At 29.2% G+C, this 15,598-nt stretch carries 25 protein-coding genes and 1 tRNA gene; all 26 read right to left on the reverse strand.

Translation table 11 applies throughout. From position 1 onward, the window contains the following. Positions 1-2: 2 nt before the first annotated feature. Positions 3-1,652: a phage minor capsid protein gene (locus K5V21_RS13810; protein WP_245000730.1), complete on the reverse strand. Its 1,650-nt coding sequence runs from the start codon at positions 1,650-1,652 to the stop codon at positions 3-5. Next, the gene (locus tag K5V21_RS13815; protein WP_245000731.1) at positions 1,636-3,156 is read right to left on the reverse strand and encodes a capsid protein; all 1,521 of its coding nucleotides are present in this window, start codon (positions 3,154-3,156) and stop codon (positions 1,636-1,638) included. The genes K5V21_RS13810 and K5V21_RS13815 overlap by 17 nt, the downstream gene beginning before the upstream one ends. Further along, on the reverse strand, positions 3,153-3,671 hold the full coding sequence (locus K5V21_RS13820; RefSeq protein ID WP_221861764.1) for an NUMOD4 domain-containing protein: 519 nt from the start codon (positions 3,669-3,671) through the stop codon (positions 3,153-3,155). Before K5V21_RS13820 ends, K5V21_RS13815 begins: the two co-directional genes overlap by 4 nt. 2 nt (positions 3,672-3,673) lie before the next feature. Further along, positions 3,674-5,041, reverse strand: a complete 1,368-nt coding sequence (locus K5V21_RS13825) for a terminase large subunit domain-containing protein (protein ID WP_221861765.1) — start codon at positions 5,039-5,041, stop codon at positions 3,674-3,676. Further along, complete coding sequence (locus tag K5V21_RS13830; protein WP_221861766.1) at positions 5,034-5,465, reverse strand: terminase small subunit; 432 nt, start codon at positions 5,463-5,465, stop codon at positions 5,034-5,036. The genes K5V21_RS13825 and K5V21_RS13830 overlap by 8 nt, the downstream gene beginning before the upstream one ends. Then, a complete protein-coding gene (locus K5V21_RS13835) occupies positions 5,458-5,751 on the reverse strand; it encodes a hypothetical protein (RefSeq protein ID WP_221861767.1) in 294 nt (97 codons plus the stop codon). Before K5V21_RS13835 ends, K5V21_RS13830 begins: the two co-directional genes overlap by 8 nt. 147 nt (positions 5,752-5,898) lie before the next feature. Continuing rightward, complete coding sequence (locus K5V21_RS13840; RefSeq protein WP_221861768.1) at positions 5,899-6,129, reverse strand: hypothetical protein; 231 nt, start codon at positions 6,127-6,129, stop codon at positions 5,899-5,901. Between the two features lie 96 nt (positions 6,130-6,225). Further along, positions 6,226-7,236 carry a DNA (cytosine-5-)-methyltransferase gene (gene dcm / locus K5V21_RS13845; protein WP_221861769.1) on the reverse strand — a complete coding sequence of 337 codons (1,011 nt, stop codon included), beginning with the start codon at positions 7,234-7,236 and terminating at the stop codon, positions 6,226-6,228. Positions 7,237-7,388: 152 nt separating this feature from the next. Beyond that, positions 7,389-7,473, reverse strand: a tRNA-OTHER gene (locus K5V21_RS13850). A 244-nt stretch (positions 7,474-7,717) separates the two neighbouring features. Beyond that, positions 7,718-8,245 carry a coiled-coil domain-containing protein gene (locus tag K5V21_RS13855; protein ID WP_221861770.1) on the reverse strand — a complete coding sequence of 176 codons (528 nt, stop codon included), beginning with the start codon at positions 8,243-8,245 and terminating at the stop codon, positions 7,718-7,720. 118 nt (positions 8,246-8,363) lie between these two features. Beyond that, positions 8,364-8,537, reverse strand: a complete 174-nt coding sequence (locus K5V21_RS13860; protein WP_221861771.1) for a hypothetical protein — start codon at positions 8,535-8,537, stop codon at positions 8,364-8,366. 62 nt (positions 8,538-8,599) lie between these two features. Then, a complete protein-coding gene (locus K5V21_RS13865) occupies positions 8,600-9,085 on the reverse strand; it encodes a Holliday junction resolvase RecU (protein ID WP_221861772.1) in 486 nt (161 codons plus the stop codon). Further along, positions 9,082-9,327: a hypothetical protein gene (locus K5V21_RS13870; RefSeq protein WP_221861773.1), complete on the reverse strand. Its 246-nt coding sequence runs from the start codon at positions 9,325-9,327 to the stop codon at positions 9,082-9,084. The genes K5V21_RS13865 and K5V21_RS13870 overlap by 4 nt, the downstream gene beginning before the upstream one ends. 81 nt (positions 9,328-9,408) lie before the next feature. Then, positions 9,409-9,672 carry a hypothetical protein gene (locus K5V21_RS13875; protein ID WP_221861774.1) on the reverse strand — a complete coding sequence of 88 codons (264 nt, stop codon included), beginning with the start codon at positions 9,670-9,672 and terminating at the stop codon, positions 9,409-9,411. Between the two features lie 68 nt (positions 9,673-9,740). After that, positions 9,741-10,043 carry a hypothetical protein gene (locus K5V21_RS13880; RefSeq protein WP_221861775.1) on the reverse strand — a complete coding sequence of 101 codons (303 nt, stop codon included), beginning with the start codon at positions 10,041-10,043 and terminating at the stop codon, positions 9,741-9,743. Position 10,044: 1 nt separating this feature from the next. Continuing rightward, on the reverse strand, positions 10,045-10,320 hold the full coding sequence (locus tag K5V21_RS13885) for a hypothetical protein (protein WP_221861776.1): 276 nt from the start codon (positions 10,318-10,320) through the stop codon (positions 10,045-10,047). Then, positions 10,320-10,712, reverse strand: coding sequence for a hypothetical protein (locus tag K5V21_RS13890; protein WP_221861777.1), 393 nt, complete (start codon positions 10,710-10,712; stop codon positions 10,320-10,322). Before K5V21_RS13890 ends, K5V21_RS13885 begins: the two co-directional genes overlap by 1 nt. Continuing rightward, the gene (locus K5V21_RS13895) at positions 10,712-11,584 is read right to left on the reverse strand and encodes a hypothetical protein (protein ID WP_221861778.1); all 873 of its coding nucleotides are present in this window, start codon (positions 11,582-11,584) and stop codon (positions 10,712-10,714) included. Before K5V21_RS13895 ends, K5V21_RS13890 begins: the two co-directional genes overlap by 1 nt. A 15-nt stretch (positions 11,585-11,599) precedes the next feature. After that, positions 11,600-12,484, reverse strand: coding sequence for a DUF1351 domain-containing protein (locus K5V21_RS13900; protein ID WP_221861779.1), 885 nt, complete (start codon positions 12,482-12,484; stop codon positions 11,600-11,602). Positions 12,485-12,497: 13 nt separating this feature from the next. Further along, on the reverse strand, positions 12,498-13,166 hold the full coding sequence (locus tag K5V21_RS13905) for an ERF family protein (RefSeq protein WP_221861780.1): 669 nt from the start codon (positions 13,164-13,166) through the stop codon (positions 12,498-12,500). Positions 13,167-13,178: 12 nt separating this feature from the next. Next, complete coding sequence (locus K5V21_RS13910; protein ID WP_221861781.1) at positions 13,179-14,120, reverse strand: hypothetical protein; 942 nt, start codon at positions 14,118-14,120, stop codon at positions 13,179-13,181. 12 nt (positions 14,121-14,132) lie between these two features. Then, the gene (locus tag K5V21_RS13915; RefSeq protein ID WP_221861782.1) at positions 14,133-14,447 is read right to left on the reverse strand and encodes a hypothetical protein; all 315 of its coding nucleotides are present in this window, start codon (positions 14,445-14,447) and stop codon (positions 14,133-14,135) included. 4 nt (positions 14,448-14,451) lie between these two features. Next, complete coding sequence (locus tag K5V21_RS13920; RefSeq protein WP_221861783.1) at positions 14,452-14,682, reverse strand: hypothetical protein; 231 nt, start codon at positions 14,680-14,682, stop codon at positions 14,452-14,454. Positions 14,683-14,684: 2 nt separating this feature from the next. After that, complete coding sequence (locus K5V21_RS13925) at positions 14,685-15,044, reverse strand: DNA replication initiation control protein YabA (protein WP_221861784.1); 360 nt, start codon at positions 15,042-15,044, stop codon at positions 14,685-14,687. 12 nt (positions 15,045-15,056) lie between these two features. Continuing rightward, complete coding sequence (locus K5V21_RS13930) at positions 15,057-15,236, reverse strand: hypothetical protein (RefSeq protein ID WP_221861785.1); 180 nt, start codon at positions 15,234-15,236, stop codon at positions 15,057-15,059. Between the two features lie 20 nt (positions 15,237-15,256). Continuing rightward, entirely contained in the window at positions 15,257-15,598 is a 342-nt protein-coding gene (locus K5V21_RS13935) for a hypothetical protein (protein ID WP_221861786.1), read from the reverse strand.

A 15,598-nucleotide genomic window follows, 5' to 3' on the forward strand; every position in this document is an offset into this window, starting at 1 on the left:
TATTAGCTTCCTCCTTTTAATGTTGGCACAATATGTGTTCCCTTCTTTGAATAATGTATTTTAAACTTACTTGTTGCAGTTTTCTTACCAGTTGATGCATTAAGATTAATACCAATTTCTTTATTATCACTAATAGTTTCTTTTTTATCCCATTCACCTTTTAAATTAGTTTTTATCTCACCAGTACCAGCACACTTATTGATAAGTTCTTGAGCTTCATCTAAAGATATAGTTAAATAACTTCTACCTTCAATATAGTTATTATGTCCTAGAATATGTTTCCCTTGTTTTCCAACTTCTATTTTTAAAGGCTGTATAGTTTTTATATATTCTCTAGTTTCTTTAATTTTAGCATTCAAAGCTTTTTGCTTCAATACTTCTGCTTTTATATTCTTATCTTCAATATCTAATCCTGCTCTTGCATCTTCTCTATTGTAATTTCTTCTAAGCCGCTTATTATCTTCTATATGCTTTCTTAATACATTTTGCAGTTCTTTTACTTTATTATGTGCTATTTCTTTGCTTTCTTCATCACAAGTACCAGCCTCAAACCTTTTCCACTTCCTAAGTTGTCTTTCATAATATCTTTGTTTCTGTTCCTTCTCATAAAGTTTTATAGCTTCCTTACCATCTGGAACTACTGGAAGTCTTGTTATGCCAGGAAAGTATGTTATTAATGTATGCCTACAGTTAGGATGTAATAAACCTTCTGTTATAGCCTTACTAAGTAGTGGATATTCTCCATCTTCTTTAGTTCCATGACTAAATACATCATCAATAAGTATTTTACCTTGCCATGGTTCACACATCTTACAAGTATTAGCGTGAGCACTTACTACTATTAAATGTATTCCATACTCATCACGTTTCTTACCTTCACCTAAGAATGTTGCTCTTTGACTTGCTGTTCTTAAGCACATTTCTGCATAACTAGCAATATTAACTTGTTTGCCATCTTTATAAACTATACTATTTATACCTTTATCAAGAAAATCCTTAGTGGCCATGTCTATAGCTTGATTTACAGTCTTAGTCCCACTCTGTAAGTACATATGAGTCTTAAATATAGTTTGTCTATAAACATCATCCATCTTTCTAAGAACAGAATATTGAGCCTTATTTAAATCCTTTGTTACAACTTCTTGTAGTGCATTAAGTTTCTTTTCATTTACTCCAAAGAAATTAGTTTCTTTAGGCGGTGTACTCTCTTTCCCTAACTTATTTGCTATATATCCTTTAACTGTTTGAGTTTCTTTTATATCCTCTGGAAATTGCATCTTAACTTTATCAACTGAATCTTCTACGTACTGTTGACCACTAATAAACTTATCTTCTAATTCTCTATCTATTGCTTCTTGAATAGGCTTATTATAACTTTCAACTATCTTTTTATTTCTTTTTCTATACTTCTCCAGCTCTCTAAGTTTAGTACGTTGCCATTGTTCCCAATTAAATCCTTCATCTTGCTGCTGTTTTTGATGAAAATAAAAAGCCCTATGCATAGAAGATATTAAAGCAAGTTCTATTTCCTCAAATATCTTTCTTATGTCATAAGACTTATCTCTTTCATTTTTATGATCCTCTAATATTTTTTTCTTTGTTATACCTTCAAGTACTTCACTTAACTTTGATGGATTATTCTTCTTGTCCATCTTCATCAACCTCTGAATTTAAATCATCATCATCTACTGCCTTTGGTTCATCAGCTTCAAGATAGCCATTCTGTTCCTTTATTCTTTTAATTTCCTCTTCCTTTTCTTCATCTGTCCATGTATCTCCATACATTTCCTCTACACATTGCTCTATAGACATTACTCCAAAACTTTTAGCTTTTCCCACAGTTTCTACTACTGCATCAAAGCTAGGACTTGCATATTCCCCAAAGACAATACTTACTTCATATTCTCCAGCACTCTTTTTACTTAATACATCATTAGTTTTTAAAATTATATTAACTAACTGCGGTATAATCTCCGTTAATACATCAACTATCTTTCCTCTAGTATATAGAGTAGTCTTTTCCTTTTCCCTTTGGGCTTCTGCATTATCTGTTTTCTTAAGGTCTATTCCTAATGTACTAGGACTTATTATACCTTGTAGACACATATCAATAGCATTAGAATAACTCTCAACATAAGCTTCATAGTTTATATTAGCTTGTTTCATATCTATCTCATGCTTTGCATCTTCTGCAAGACTAGAACCTACCTTTAAGAATCTGTTATCAAAAGGATTAGGTTTCATTAAATTTCCTGTCCTTGGGTCTTTGGGTACTAAATCTTCAGGAATATACTTTTGCACCCTTCCATCACGAATAGCATCTATCCATTGAGATATAACTTCGTCTAATGCATCAAATGAATCTGATTTATTATCAAATATACTTTTACCTCTTCCATCAAACTTAGGAGATTTAAAGAACATTAATGGAACTGCCATTATAAAATCATCTTTATATGTTACATCCACAAGCTCTCTAGTTTCATCTAGTGTATTTAAAGGAACTTCATCACCATTACTATCATACAAATTATAATTAATATATCCTTTACCATAAGTTTCAGCCAATTTATATTGCTTATTATTTTTAACATAGAATGTATAGAATTTTATTTCTTGTAGCCTTCCTCTTTTAGTTACATACTCTACTTTATCACCATCAAAAAACTCTATTATAGGATAATGAGATACATCAGTATCTATAGCTAATTTTAAAGCTCCATCACCACTAACTAAAGCTGTAGCAATTATATCACCTAGCATATCATCAAACTTATTATCTTTTCTTATCTCTTCCCAAATATCATTATCACTTTCTTTAGCAACTTCTATACTATCTAAATCAGCTACTACTATATCACTTAACTTATCAGCTATCATTGCAGGTAACCCACTATGTATTTTTCTTATACTTAAATCTTCACTTGGAACAGCGCTCCAAAACCTAGCTTTATTTACTGGATCACTAGATACATTCTTAAAGAACTGGTCCAACTCATATGGTTCACCCCTATACCAAAGCTTATTTCTAATTAAATTAGTTTCATAAGTATAAGCTTCTTGTATAGTTATAGGATTCGTTAATGCTGGTTGAACATTTAAATATTTAATTGCTGCTTGTGTTAACATATTTTTAAATCCTCCTAATAGACTCATGCAATATCCTCCTTAAATACCCATATAAATCCACCACTTGTTAAATAAATTCCATTACAACATTCAGATATATTATTAGCCTTAGTTTTTTCACGAGCCTCTTTTATACTAGAATATTCATTTAGTACATTACCATTTCTATCTAATTTCACTACTGCTTTTTGATTTTTCTTAGCACTTATTTTTCTTAAGTTTTTATAATTCAAATTATATTTTGCATCACACCATTCTAGATTAGATATATTATTATTTGATTTATTTTCATCAATATGATTAACAATATCTTTTCCCTGATTCCTTTTTAAAAAAGTAATAGCTATAAGTCTGTGAACCTTTTCGGTTTTTCTTTTACCTCTGTAACATAAATTCACATTCAAATAGCCATCCCTATCTTTTTTTAATTTTAAATTCTTAACAATTCCTGTTCTTCTGTAATTAGTACTTCTTATATTTCCTAATGTACTTGCTTGATAGTAACCATCATACTCAGGTATATCTCTCCAAATCTCACACACTTCTATTCCTCCTTATAATCTCCTATCCTCTTTCTAAATGGTATCCATGCATATTGTACAGAGTTAATTGTATGGTCATTTGCATCTTCTGGCTCATACTTATCTTCTTTCCATGAATAGCACTCCAACTCTCTTATATGTTCTTTACAAGTGTCTATAACATAATAAAATACTTTGCTATTAACATTTATCCAACCTAGCATTAAATGTATTCTATCTAATATAGTTACCTTCTTATAAGAGTTAATAAAGTTATACATACAAGCATTAGTTCTTTTAAACTTATTAAGCTCTGTTATTGTTGCTTGGTCTGCACAATCTATAAATACATCTCTAGCAAATCCCCATTCTTTTCTATTCTTTTCTAAAAATCTAAAGAACTTAGGAGCTATATCACTAGGTGCTAAAGGTATTTCTAAATCTTTATTGTTATATACCTCTTCATTTAACATTACTAACTCTTTCTTATCTGTAATGCCTAAGAATGTCATTGCTATAGTATCTGGACTGTTTTGGCTATACGCCGTATCAAGTCCTGCTGTAAACTGAACAAATTTTAATTTATTATCTTTTATTTGTTTAACAACATAACCTTTAGATATAACATTGTTCTTTCTTTCAAAGTTAGAGAATATAAGCCCTGTTGCTCTTCCTCTTAAACCTAATATCTTATTCTTATAAAGCTTTGTACCTTTAGGAGCACTTGTCTTTTTCTTTTCTATATCTTCATCAGATAAACTTGCATTATCATAAAAAGAAAAGAACCAGTAACACCAGTTCTTCTTCTCTTCACTATTTAGTTGTTCTAATATTTCTTTCGGAACATCTTTCTTATATTTTTCTAATGGTCTACAACAATTAATAAATTCATCATATATAGGTAAATTAGGATCATCTGGATTAAGTGTCATCATAAGATAATCATTTCTAGTACATATTTCTCTTACAAAATCAATACTTGCTGTGTTAACCTCATCTATAAGTACACATCCAAATTGAGAGCCTAAAGCCATTTTCCATTTATCTACGTTATCATAACCTAGTATGTATATTACTTTTTCTCCATTATTAGTTTTGTATCTTATATGAGGTATTTTGTTATCTTTATCTCCATTACCATTATATCTGACTAAATCACCAAATACATCAGTGATTCCATACTCTTTTTGTATTATATTCTTTTCAGCAACACCAGTTGTTTTAGCTGCTATAACATGCATTTTCTTATTAGACTCTGCAACCATCAACATAAATTTAAGTATTCCTACTGTAGTTTTTCCTGCTGCTGTTGTTCCTTCTAGTGCTTCTACTGGTGATCTATATTCTAAAAAATCTAAATACTTATCAGATAATTTATATTCATCACTCATCTCTATTTCTTTCCCTTAGCTGTCCTAGTATGGAATCTAATTTATCTGTTGAGTTAACATTTAAGTTTGTATCTCTCTCAACCTTATCAACAAATAATCTATATCTTTTACCTAATAGTTCTGCTGCTTTAGTCCTATCTTGAAGTGATGCATCTAATCCAAACTGGTCTTTTTCTTCTCCCCTCATAACCTTTGTGAGGTATTGGAGAACTTCTTCACCTTTTGCTATCCTCTTATCTTCTATTTCCTTTAGGCGTTCATCTATATATTGTTTTATATTAGGTTTTATTAGGTTCTCTGTTCCTATTACTGCTGCTGTTTTCTTACTATATCCCGCTCTTCTTGCTGCTTCTGTTGCATTACCAGTTTCTATATAGTAATCTGCAAAAGCTTTTTGTTTTGGTGTAAGCTTCTTATTATCCATCTGCTCCACCTACTTCTTTATATAACTCAACTAATTTTAAAAGTATTTCTTGTTGTTTAAAAGTACTTAATATTTCTACTTTAACTTTAGAATACTTATTAGGATCTTTTTTGTTTTCCGGATACATTTCGTTATACTCTTCAACATCTATTAAGTGAAATAACTTATATACAGTACATATATTTCCTGTTTTATTACTTATAAATTGTTCTTTATTTACTAAGTATATATATCCATAAATATTTAATCCTTTTATTAATTTATTTATCTTTCCTTGTATATTCATTATCTCCCACCTTTAAATAATGGAGTATCTACTAAAATAACTCTTAATTAAACTATTTGGTAATACTTTATATTTTTATTACTATGATCTTCCTAAAAAATAAAAAACATTCATATTTCTATGAATGTTTTTATTTCATATAATAAATTATAATATTTCAGGAATTAAGGATGCAAACTTAGACTTTACTCCATATCCACCTTCTACATTCTCAACTGAAGATACAGTTGCATAAAATCTTATATATGCTTGCTGTATTTCTTCTATTTCAAAATCCGATCTATTTGATGTTGCGACATATAATTTAGTTAACTCAGTTGCAACATCTCTTTTATTTCTTTGTATAGGATTTGATTTAACTTCCATACTTTCTCTCATAATAATTCACCTCTTCCATAATGTTGTAATTATATTATTCGACCAAAATATACATATTCCTTCTAATCTATTAAAATATTTTAATAATGTATTTTTCTAGTAAATAACATCTCTTAAACCATCAATTATATATTCTGCAACTTGTATTACAATACTATTACCAGCCATTTTATACATTTGTGTATCTGTAATGTCTTTACCGTAATAGAACTTACTCTCTAAAGCTTTTCTAACCTTCCAATAATCAGAATCATTAAACCCAACTAAGCGCCAACATTCAAGTGGAGTTAATCTTCTAACTCTACATTGAACTATTTTAGGAATGCTATCTGATCCAGTAACTAATGTTGGACTTGCCCCAAGTTCTGAAAAGACTCTCTTATTCATCTGCCTTAATTTTGGATTATTTATATCTCCAACCTTAATAAGTCCATATTTACTAGGCTCCTTAAAGTTATTTATTCTTTTATGAATATTATCTGTAAACTCTTTAATATACTCATTATCTTTACAATAATATTTTTCTTGTATTGATTTTTCAGTTATACTCTGTAAAGTTACTAGGTTGTCAGTACCATCTTTAAATTTAAAATTTCCTTTATCTACATCTTTTCTTATACTAACAATAAAAATTCTTTCTCTTGAATGCGCTGAATTATAATTTATTCCATTTAATACTTTCCAATAAGAGTTATATCCTAATCTATCTAATTCCTCTATTAGGTTATTAAAATCATCTATAAACATCTTACTGACTAAATTTTTTACATTCTCAGCAATAGCAACCTTTGGTTTACTTTCTTCTATTATTCTTAATGCTTCAAATAGTAAACCACTTTTAGTCTTACCTTTTATTATCCCTTTGCAACTTCCTGCTAAACTAATATCTACACAAGGAAATCCATAGGTAATAAGGTCTGCATATTCCCCTTTAGCTTCTACGATATCACCTAGATTCTTTTCTTCTGAAATATTATGTAATATGCTATATGCATAACTTGCATACTTATCTTTTTCACAATAATTTACTATTTCATGTTCAATATTTTTATTAGATATCGCCCTCTCAAATGCTCCTATTCCACTAAATAAACTTAAAACTTTCATCTTTTATTTTCTCCTTTAATTATTATTTGAGTTAATTTATCTACACACCTTAACCGTAACAATAATTAAAAAAGAACCCAGCTTTTACACTAGGTTCTTTAGTAAACTTACGCTAATAGCACGTTGTAATCCCTACTATTAGTCTTTATTAATGGTGCCGATGGTTGGAATTGAACCAACTCCCTCTAGTCTTTTTTACGACGCGTCCCTAGTGCTCTACCATTACGCTACATCGACATATTGGTAGGAACTTAATCCTACCTTAATTTTGGGTATTGAGAATTTATGAGAGGTCATGCAGGAAAGCAAAGGATTCGAACCTTCTTTAAGCACTCCTATCTAGTGACTTTCCATGTTGCAGGGTTTTACCCCTGCTTATCTATTAATCAGGAGGACGCACAAGAAATTTCATCCTGTCCATATACTTAGTATACTGCTTTTTGTAAATAATGTTGTGCAACCTTTGTGCGATTTTCGTGCGCTATTTTTTATTAAACCAATAAAACCAATGTTCTACATTTCTCAATATTGATATCTTTCTTCTATTTACATTACTTCTATCTATGTTTAACTTTTGAGCAACAAATTCCTCTGTCTCTCCTTTTCCATATATTAACCTTATTATATCTATATATTCATTTTTTAACTCTTTAATATTATCTTCTATAACTTCATTATCTGTTTCTATATTAAATCTTTTTTCTTCAAGATCAATTAATTCTAACTTACTTTTCTCTAATATCTTTTGCATTCTTGATGTTATATTCATAACAGAACTTTCAGCATAACTTATTCCTGTACCTGATGTTTGTACTCTTTCCTCATAAGTAATAGCTCTGCTTTCTTCTGGAATACTAATATTTACTTCTCTTAAGTCATTGTTTATCTTATTTATTCTTTCTTTTAAACTCTCGATTCTTTTGTCTAATGTTTTTAATATATTTTCTCTTTTAAAATAATTCTCAAGCTTTTCTTCTGTATCTTTAAGAAGCTCTTCTTCTCTTTCCATTTCAAACTCCCCTTTACATTTTCCTCATATTGCGGACTATCTCACTATTGTGTATTTGATTTATACCAACTACGCCCATGACATTCCGTAGCATTAATCATTGCTTCTCCCATAGATGCTAAAGCTCTTTTTCTTCTTTTAGTTCTTTTTCCATCTTATCTAGATCTTCTTTTGAGAAATCCACTACTCCTGGACCTTCTAAAAATATCTTTGTTAATTCTACTTGATTTCTTAATGCATGTTTTAATATACATGCATTTTTATAATTTAATCTTATATTTAACTTACTCATTTCTATATACCTCATTTCTGGATTTATTTTTATTGTTTAATTATCATTTACAAGTAAATCTATTAAGAATATATATTTCTAAAAAAGCTCTCCAGATTATATTTAAATCTAACCTTCTTTTTAATCCCATCAATCTCTATTCCATTTTCTATACACCATCTAACTGGTATACTCTTCCTCTCTGCCTTTTCTATGAATGCTTGTACATTTTCTACCTTAACCGCATAAACCTTCTGTAAAGGTCTGAAATTAAACATAAAATATGGTTCTATGTTTTTATAGTTACTTGCCTTTAACATTTCTTCTAGTTGTGTCTTTCTTATTCCGCTTAAAGGAATACTTACACCGTTATAGCTCTTAAGCTCTAATAGAAAAACTTTATTTTCTGTAACTACTTGAAAATCACAAATATTATGTGCTTGAAATCTTACATTTTCATTTTTAGTTCCTTTAAAGTTAGCTGTACCATCTTTGAATCTATATATAAAATACTTTTCTGGAACTGACTTCTTAAAATCTTCCTCGAATCTCTTCCCTTCATTCTTCAACTTACTACACCTGCTTCTAACATTTCTTTAGTTACATTTATCCACTTCTTCTTTTTCTTAATTTTAAGAATATTTTGAACTGGATCAATTATATCCGCTAATAAAACACAAGTCTTATAGTTATTTAAATCTAGTAAAATGTATCTTTTATATATTTTATTTACTTTCCCATAATACTCTTTAGCTCTATAGTGGTAATCTCTATGGACTAACTTTACATCCTGTCCCTCTTTCAACTTCATAAGCTCACCTTCTATCATTTGATTATCATATGAGAATGAAAGAGTATAGCTATAACTCAATTCACTCTCATATTTAGTTATTTAAATAAATTCTTCAAGCTCTTCTAATATAGAATTTATAACTTCTTCATCCTTTATCTCTTCGTCATATAATAAATCTTCAAATCTGAATACATCATATTTAAGATTTTGTAATATCCTTTTAGCAATATTTTCTGTATCATAAGATGGTCTATCTACGATATTATAAACTATACTATCTTTAGCTTCTCCACTTAAATATCTAATCCCACTCTTAGTCATTATTCCTTTATCTCCGACCTTTAATGGAGTAATTTTTTTCATCAATTACACTTTGTAAATAACCTTCTTCTTTAACTTCAAACTCTTCCCCTATCTTTAGTTTCTTCATTTTAGTAATCCTCCCTATTTTTAAATCTATAAACTGCATCTTTCCACATTGCTTTAGTATCTGCATGAATATCATCTAATTTCTTACACATATCATTTATTCTTTCTTTTTCTGCTGCCCTTTCTCCACGTTTCAATATCTTCTTATAATCTTCTCTTATAACACTCCAACGCTCTGAAACTATTAAACTATCCTTCATTAAGTTAAAGGCTCCTGAAATATCATTTTCATTTAAACTCTTGTATCTATTCCATATGTTGTTATATAAAATAACATCTTGGTCATATTCTTCTTTATAATCCATACTAAACCTCTAACGCTTGATTTAGCTTTGAAATTTCTTTGTGTAAGCTGTCTAACTTATCTTTTATAGTATTTATATCATCATTATCTAAAACCACCTTATTAGCTATAAATTTTAAACACTTTGGTAAAGTTGGCAGATATGCAACTATTTTAAAAACTTCTTTACCTACATTCTCCTCTTTTGTAAGTTTACTTTCTCTGATAATACTTTTAGCTTGAACTATAAATTGTTTTTCATCACTTTCTATTCTGTAGTCTCCTAAATCTAACTTCATTAATTTATTCCTCCTAAAACTAATTTTCCTCCCATACATGACCTTATAATGTCTTCCCCCTTATATTTACCTTCCTTAGGTAACAATGTCTTTACAAGTCTATTTGTTTCTTTATATTTTATATCTAGCCTATTGCTTATTTCATCAACTGTATAATAAATATCTTCTCCAAATACCATTCTTAACTTTTCTTGAAACTCATACTTTAATTTCATATCAAGCTCATGCCCTTTACTTCCATGCACTCCATAAGTTCCTCTATGGTGTTCATAACATAATGGAATTAAATTATGTTTGCAATTAATTAAAGCTGGTGCTTGTCCTCTAAATACTATATGGTGTAATTCCACTAAATGAGATGATCCACACTCTTCTATCTCACATATTCTCATTAAGTCACCTCTATTATTTTATTCAACTGCCAATCTATTCTAGGTATATATTGAGCTATTATAGTTTTGTCTACGTTGCTCTTAGTTTTTATTGATATAGTATTATCATCTTCTTTTATATCTGTATTCATAAAGAATCTATAGCCATTTTCTCCTAACAACTTATAAATCTTTTGACATGATTGAGTTGGAAAGAAAATAGGTTCAAGTTCTGGTATATTATCTTTAACTTCTTCTCCTTCTTTAACTTCTTTATATTCTTTAATTTCTTTAACTTCTTCTTTTGTGTACCTTTTGATGTTTTTTTGTTGTACCTTCTGTTGTACCTCCTGCTGTACCTGTTGTTGTTTTTCTGATATACCTTTTGTTGCACCCTCATCTTGATAAAAGCTACTGTTTCCAAGGCTTGAAGTTGTTCTTTTTGTTGTATCTTTTTCTGTGTATTCTTCAATGTTTTCTTGATGTATTTCTTGATGGTTTTTTTGTTGTACATCTTGATATATATCCTGCTGCTTTTTTAATGTACTTTTTGTTGTACCCTCACCTTGGTAAAAGTCATAGTTTTCAAGGCTTAGAGTTGTTCCTTTTGCTGTACCTTTTTTAATTATCATGCCTTCACTTTCTAATAACTTAAGGTAGTCCCTTGTTTTGTTCCTACTCCAACCCCATCTTTCAGCAAGCTTTAACTCAGAAGTGTAATAACTTCCTCTAGGAATATCTACAACTTTATTACCTATTACAAGCTTCTCATCTTTCCACCTCATTAATTGGATAAGGTCCACAAATGCTCTAAATTTTTCTGCATCTTGAAATATCCAATGTTCAAAGATGGCTCTGTCTAGTTTTATAAATCCCTTTGAAGACTTATCCAAATTAATCACCTTTTCTTACTTAACTTTTCCTTTATTATGGACCTCATATTTATATCCATTATCTTTTAAGAATTTACTTAATATTTGAATACCTTCAAAACTGTGTTCTACATGAATATCTACAAAATATTTTTCTTCATCTTTCTTTATTTCTTTTACTGGTACTTGTTTAATTTCTTCTACTTTTTCTATAGGAGCTTGTACTTCTTCCTTTGGTTTTTCAACTTCTTTTATCATAGTTGCCTTATCATTAACTTCTTTTAATATCCTATCTAAAAGCCATCCAAACTCTATATACTTTGTAAAGTCCTCGTATTTTAATTTTGTATTTATGCCTTCATTAGCATTATCTATAGCATTTTGAATTGATACCTTAAGCATTTCTTGTCTTTGTATTTCATCTTCTTGCTCTTTTTCTAGCATTACTGCTCTCATTTCTATATCTTCTCTAATACTCTTTAAGCTTCCACTAAGAGTTAAATACTTATCTTTTACATCTAATCTATCTGCATACTTTTGAGTTAAGTTGTGAGCTTTTATACTTTCTTTTATATACTCTAAAGCTTTATTTCTTTTTTCTTCTCTACGCTTATCATCATAGATTTTTATTCCTTCTTTTATCGGCTTTTCTACATCTGATATAAGACTAATTAATTCTTTACACTTACCTTCAAACTCTTTAATAGGTAACTCCATTTCTTTCTTAACATCTTTTCTGTAAGTATCTATTTTATTTCTAAGTCCTGCTAAGTCCTTTTGAGTTGCTTTACAATCCTTCAACCCTTCTTCTGTTACAACTATGCCCTCATATTTGCTCATAGTATCTTGTAATGATACTTTCACCTCTTCAAAGTTCATACTTATAACCGGTAACTGCTTTTTAACTTCTATTTCTCTCATTCTCTAAATCCTCCTAAAACTCAAAATCTTCTTTTTGTTTTTCTAGTTCCTTTTGGTGTTCTTCTTGCTGTTGTTTTAAGCTCTTTTCTTGCTCTAATTTTTTCTTCTTATCATTAAGACTTTTAATACATTCATTAAACATTTCATTTGTTATATCCTCAATTTTAGATACATTACTCCATGCTAAAAATTTATTAATATCTGTATTAGTCTCAGCTATTAATTTATTTATTGTGAATATATGAGCTTTACTTATTTTTTGATTAGCAAATGCTGCTTCCTCATCAACTTCTCCACCATCTATAGTGTCAGTTTCTGCAATCTCAAAAGCCATCATATATAAATATCTTCTTGCATAACTTTGTGTACCACCTATATTTTGAATAGCACTACATCCTCTTAATTGTGCTACTTCTATTGGTGTACTCCATTCTCTCTTGATATCCAAATTATCTGTATCTATAACGTAAAGTTTTGCTTCCTTTTCCTTATATTCAAATTCTGTATATAATCCTAATTCACAACATATATCATTAATTTCAGGTAAGAAATCTCCAAGTTCAAAATATTTATAATTAGCATGTTTATTATGCCCTGTCTTCTTTAAATCTCTTTTTTGAAGTTCTACCCTAGCCTTCTGTATCTTTTGAAATATATTTAACTTCTTCGCTTCTACTACCATCTCCATCTCCTCCTAAAATATCTTATCTACTATAGTTGCTACATAGGATGAACTAACCTTAAAATCATTATCAGATTTTTGTTTTTCCTCTAATGCATTAATTAACATCTTAAAATAAGTACTATCTACACCTACCAATTGATCCTCTAACACTTGTACATTTTTTAAATCTAATTCATTTAGTTGCATACACATTTTTAAATATTGTCCTGCATTTATAGTCCAGCCTCTATTAATAAACTTTCTAGTTCTTACAATTGAACATAATGGGTATTTACTACCTACATATATCAATTCTTTATTTATAATAGCTTCCACAGCTTCTAATTTAAGCAACACTTTTCTATCCCAACTTGTCCAATAATTTGTACAATGAACAAAATCATAATTATCATGTATTTTACCCGGATCCCCATAGAATCTAATTACTAATTGAATTTTTTCAGTTAGTGAAATAGCATTTGATGTTAAAAATTTAGGCTTATATTTAGGAGTTTCTTCGCACTCGTTCATATCAGTTTGTGGTGTTATATTAGTTTGCATTTCATCATCTTCAACCTCTTCATTTCCTGCTACACCTTCACTTTGGATAAATATCTTTATCCTAGGTTCTTTATTATCTGCAATTTCTTTTAATGCATCATCAAAGACTATCCACTTTTCAACACCTTCAATTAACTCTTTAGAAGTCTGTATCTTTAATACTGCTTTCTTCTCTTTCTTATCATCATTAAATTTATTTACAAAGTATTCAGCTACTTTATAACAAGTCTTAAAATCTTTAAAATACAAATCATAATCATGTGGAGTCTCACCTTGTAGTAAACTAACTATTGAACCGCCAGTTATTATAGTTCCTTTTCTTAATAGATCCTTAATTTCCTCATTTTCTATGCTTTCTAAAAATTGATTAAACACCTTACATAATTGTGCATTTATATGTTTTTTATTCATTCCTATATCCTCCTATAATGTTCTTATCGTTTCTCCATTTAATTTGTCATAAATTTCTCCATTGTCTAAATCTACACTTGATGGTAAAATATCATTAAAAGTAATTTCATCACGGTCATTTTGCATACTTTGGACGGTTGCATAATGACCTTTTTCTTTGTATTCTTTATACATTTCTTCTACTTTTCTTATTGCGCACTCTGCATCATTAGTTTCAAAATATAAGATAACTGCTTCATCTGAATATTGTCCTACTGCTCTTAGCAAATCAATTTTTTCTTTAAGTTCTTGGCTTGTACCAATAAAACTTATTCCTGCTGCTATCATTAGATCATTCCTCCTTTTTAGTTATTCTAAATTGTCCTATAGTATGAAATCCTGCACACACACTTCCCTTTACTTCATTTTCATTATTTTCGTGTTCACTAAACCATATTGAAAAAGCACTACTTGTGCAATATTTTGCTACACAATCCACCATGCTATCCCATGTTATTTCTTCTAATTCTTTTGTAAAATTAGTATTTCTATGTCCTATATTCGTAAACTCTACCTTATACATTCCTAGAACCCCCTATTCTTTCTTTTATTTAAATTAATAGATTTTTCATGTTCATACTTTCCTAGAACTTGTACAATATCTAATGTAATATTTTTAGCTTTTTCATAGTTTATTGCATTTATTTCAACCAATCTACTTACATCTAAATATTCTTTAACTATATTCCCTATTGCTGTTGTTACATAACCCGCTAAATGTTTAGGTATACCACCTCTTAATAACTCAGGTATTATTATTCCTTCCCTTAATGAAAGCCAACTTTTAGAGTCATAAACGTGCTTTCTTAACATGTCATTTTCAATTCTTAATTTCGCATTTTCTTCAATTACATCCTTAATATTGATAAGCTTGATATTATTCATCTTTCATTCCTCCTAAATTAAATTTGATACTAAAATCATACTTATTAAGCTAAATACACTTAATAATCCATATGTTAATCTCCTCTTGCTGCTCTTAGCATGATTAAACTCATAAATTCCTAATGCTGAACTAAAAGTTAATCCTGCCATAACTAAAACACTTAATATTAACCTCCCGTGATAAGATAACATCCTCATACCTCCTTAATTCATTAAATTGCATCTATATCTAACAAAGTGTTCATAGCTTTAGTACTTTCTATATGAAAATTTCTAATCATCTTTTCTAATTTCACTATCTTCTCCTCTCTTAATCTAATTTCTTTCTCATATTTTTTTTTCAATCTAAATATCTCTGGAGACGATACATTATTTTTAAATCCCATTTCTCCAAGTGATCGTATATAGCTAGGATTAAACCTAACTCCTCCTGGAGCTTTAGGACATGATTTTATAGCTCCATTCTCAAGCCACTTATTTATTGCTGATACACTTACATCTAAAAATTCAGCTACGTCCTTCTTATTCCATAAAGGTTCTATGTCTTTTCCCAT

Source organism: Clostridium sardiniense (genome assembly GCF_019753795.1).
GTDB classification, from domain to species: Bacteria; Bacillota; Clostridia; order Clostridiales; family Clostridiaceae; genus Clostridium; species Clostridium sardiniense.

Excerpts from the sequence above, each read along its gene's own strand:
- K5V21_RS13810 (WP_245000730.1), bottom strand. The coding sequence starts at position 1,652 with ATGGACAAGAAGAATAATCCATCAAAGTTAAGTGAAGTACTTGAAGGT.
- K5V21_RS13815 (WP_245000731.1), bottom strand. The coding sequence starts at position 3,156 with ATGAGTCTATTAGGAGGATTTAAAAATATGTTAACACAAGCAGCAATT.
- K5V21_RS13825 (WP_221861765.1), bottom strand. The coding sequence starts at position 5,041 with ATGAGTGATGAATATAAATTATCTGATAAGTATTTAGATTTTTTAGAA.
- K5V21_RS13830 (WP_221861766.1), bottom strand. The coding sequence starts at position 5,465 with ATGGATAATAAGAAGCTTACACCAAAACAAAAAGCTTTTGCAGATTAC.
- K5V21_RS13835 (WP_221861767.1), bottom strand. The coding sequence starts at position 5,751 with ATGAATATACAAGGAAAGATAAATAAATTAATAAAAGGATTAAATATT.
- K5V21_RS13840 (WP_221861768.1), bottom strand. The coding sequence starts at position 6,129 with ATGAGAGAAAGTATGGAAGTTAAATCAAATCCTATACAAAGAAATAAA.
- dcm (WP_221861769.1), bottom strand. The coding sequence starts at position 7,236 with ATGAAAGTTTTAAGTTTATTTAGTGGAATAGGAGCATTTGAGAGGGCG.
- K5V21_RS13855 (WP_221861770.1), bottom strand. The coding sequence starts at position 8,245 with ATGGAAAGAGAAGAAGAGCTTCTTAAAGATACAGAAGAAAAGCTTGAG.
- K5V21_RS13860 (WP_221861771.1), bottom strand. The coding sequence starts at position 8,537 with ATGAGTAAGTTAAATATAAGATTAAATTATAAAAATGCATGTATATTA.
- K5V21_RS13870 (WP_221861773.1), bottom strand. The coding sequence starts at position 9,327 with ATGAAGTTGAAAGAGGGACAGGATGTAAAGTTAGTCCATAGAGATTAC.
- K5V21_RS13875 (WP_221861774.1), bottom strand. The coding sequence starts at position 9,672 with ATGAAAAAAATTACTCCATTAAAGGTCGGAGATAAAGGAATAATGACT.
- K5V21_RS13880 (WP_221861775.1), bottom strand. The coding sequence starts at position 10,043 with ATGGATTATAAAGAAGAATATGACCAAGATGTTATTTTATATAACAAC.
- K5V21_RS13885 (WP_221861776.1), bottom strand. The coding sequence starts at position 10,320 with ATGAAGTTAGATTTAGGAGACTACAGAATAGAAAGTGATGAAAAACAA.
- K5V21_RS13890 (WP_221861777.1), bottom strand. The coding sequence starts at position 10,712 with ATGAGAATATGTGAGATAGAAGAGTGTGGATCATCTCATTTAGTGGAA.
- K5V21_RS13900 (WP_221861779.1), bottom strand. The coding sequence starts at position 12,484 with ATGAGAGAAATAGAAGTTAAAAAGCAGTTACCGGTTATAAGTATGAAC.
- K5V21_RS13905 (WP_221861780.1), bottom strand. The coding sequence starts at position 13,166 with ATGGTAGTAGAAGCGAAGAAGTTAAATATATTTCAAAAGATACAGAAG.
- K5V21_RS13910 (WP_221861781.1), bottom strand. The coding sequence starts at position 14,120 with ATGAATAAAAAACATATAAATGCACAATTATGTAAGGTGTTTAATCAA.
- K5V21_RS13915 (WP_221861782.1), bottom strand. The coding sequence starts at position 14,447 with ATGATAGCAGCAGGAATAAGTTTTATTGGTACAAGCCAAGAACTTAAA.
- K5V21_RS13920 (WP_221861783.1), bottom strand. The coding sequence starts at position 14,682 with ATGTATAAGGTAGAGTTTACGAATATAGGACATAGAAATACTAATTTT.
- K5V21_RS13925 (WP_221861784.1), bottom strand. The coding sequence starts at position 15,044 with ATGAATAATATCAAGCTTATCAATATTAAGGATGTAATTGAAGAAAAT.
- K5V21_RS13930 (WP_221861785.1), bottom strand. The coding sequence starts at position 15,236 with ATGTTATCTTATCACGGGAGGTTAATATTAAGTGTTTTAGTTATGGCA.
- K5V21_RS13935 (WP_221861786.1), bottom strand. The coding sequence starts at position 15,598 with ATGGGAAAAGACATAGAACCTTTATGGAATAAGAAGGACGTAGCTGAA.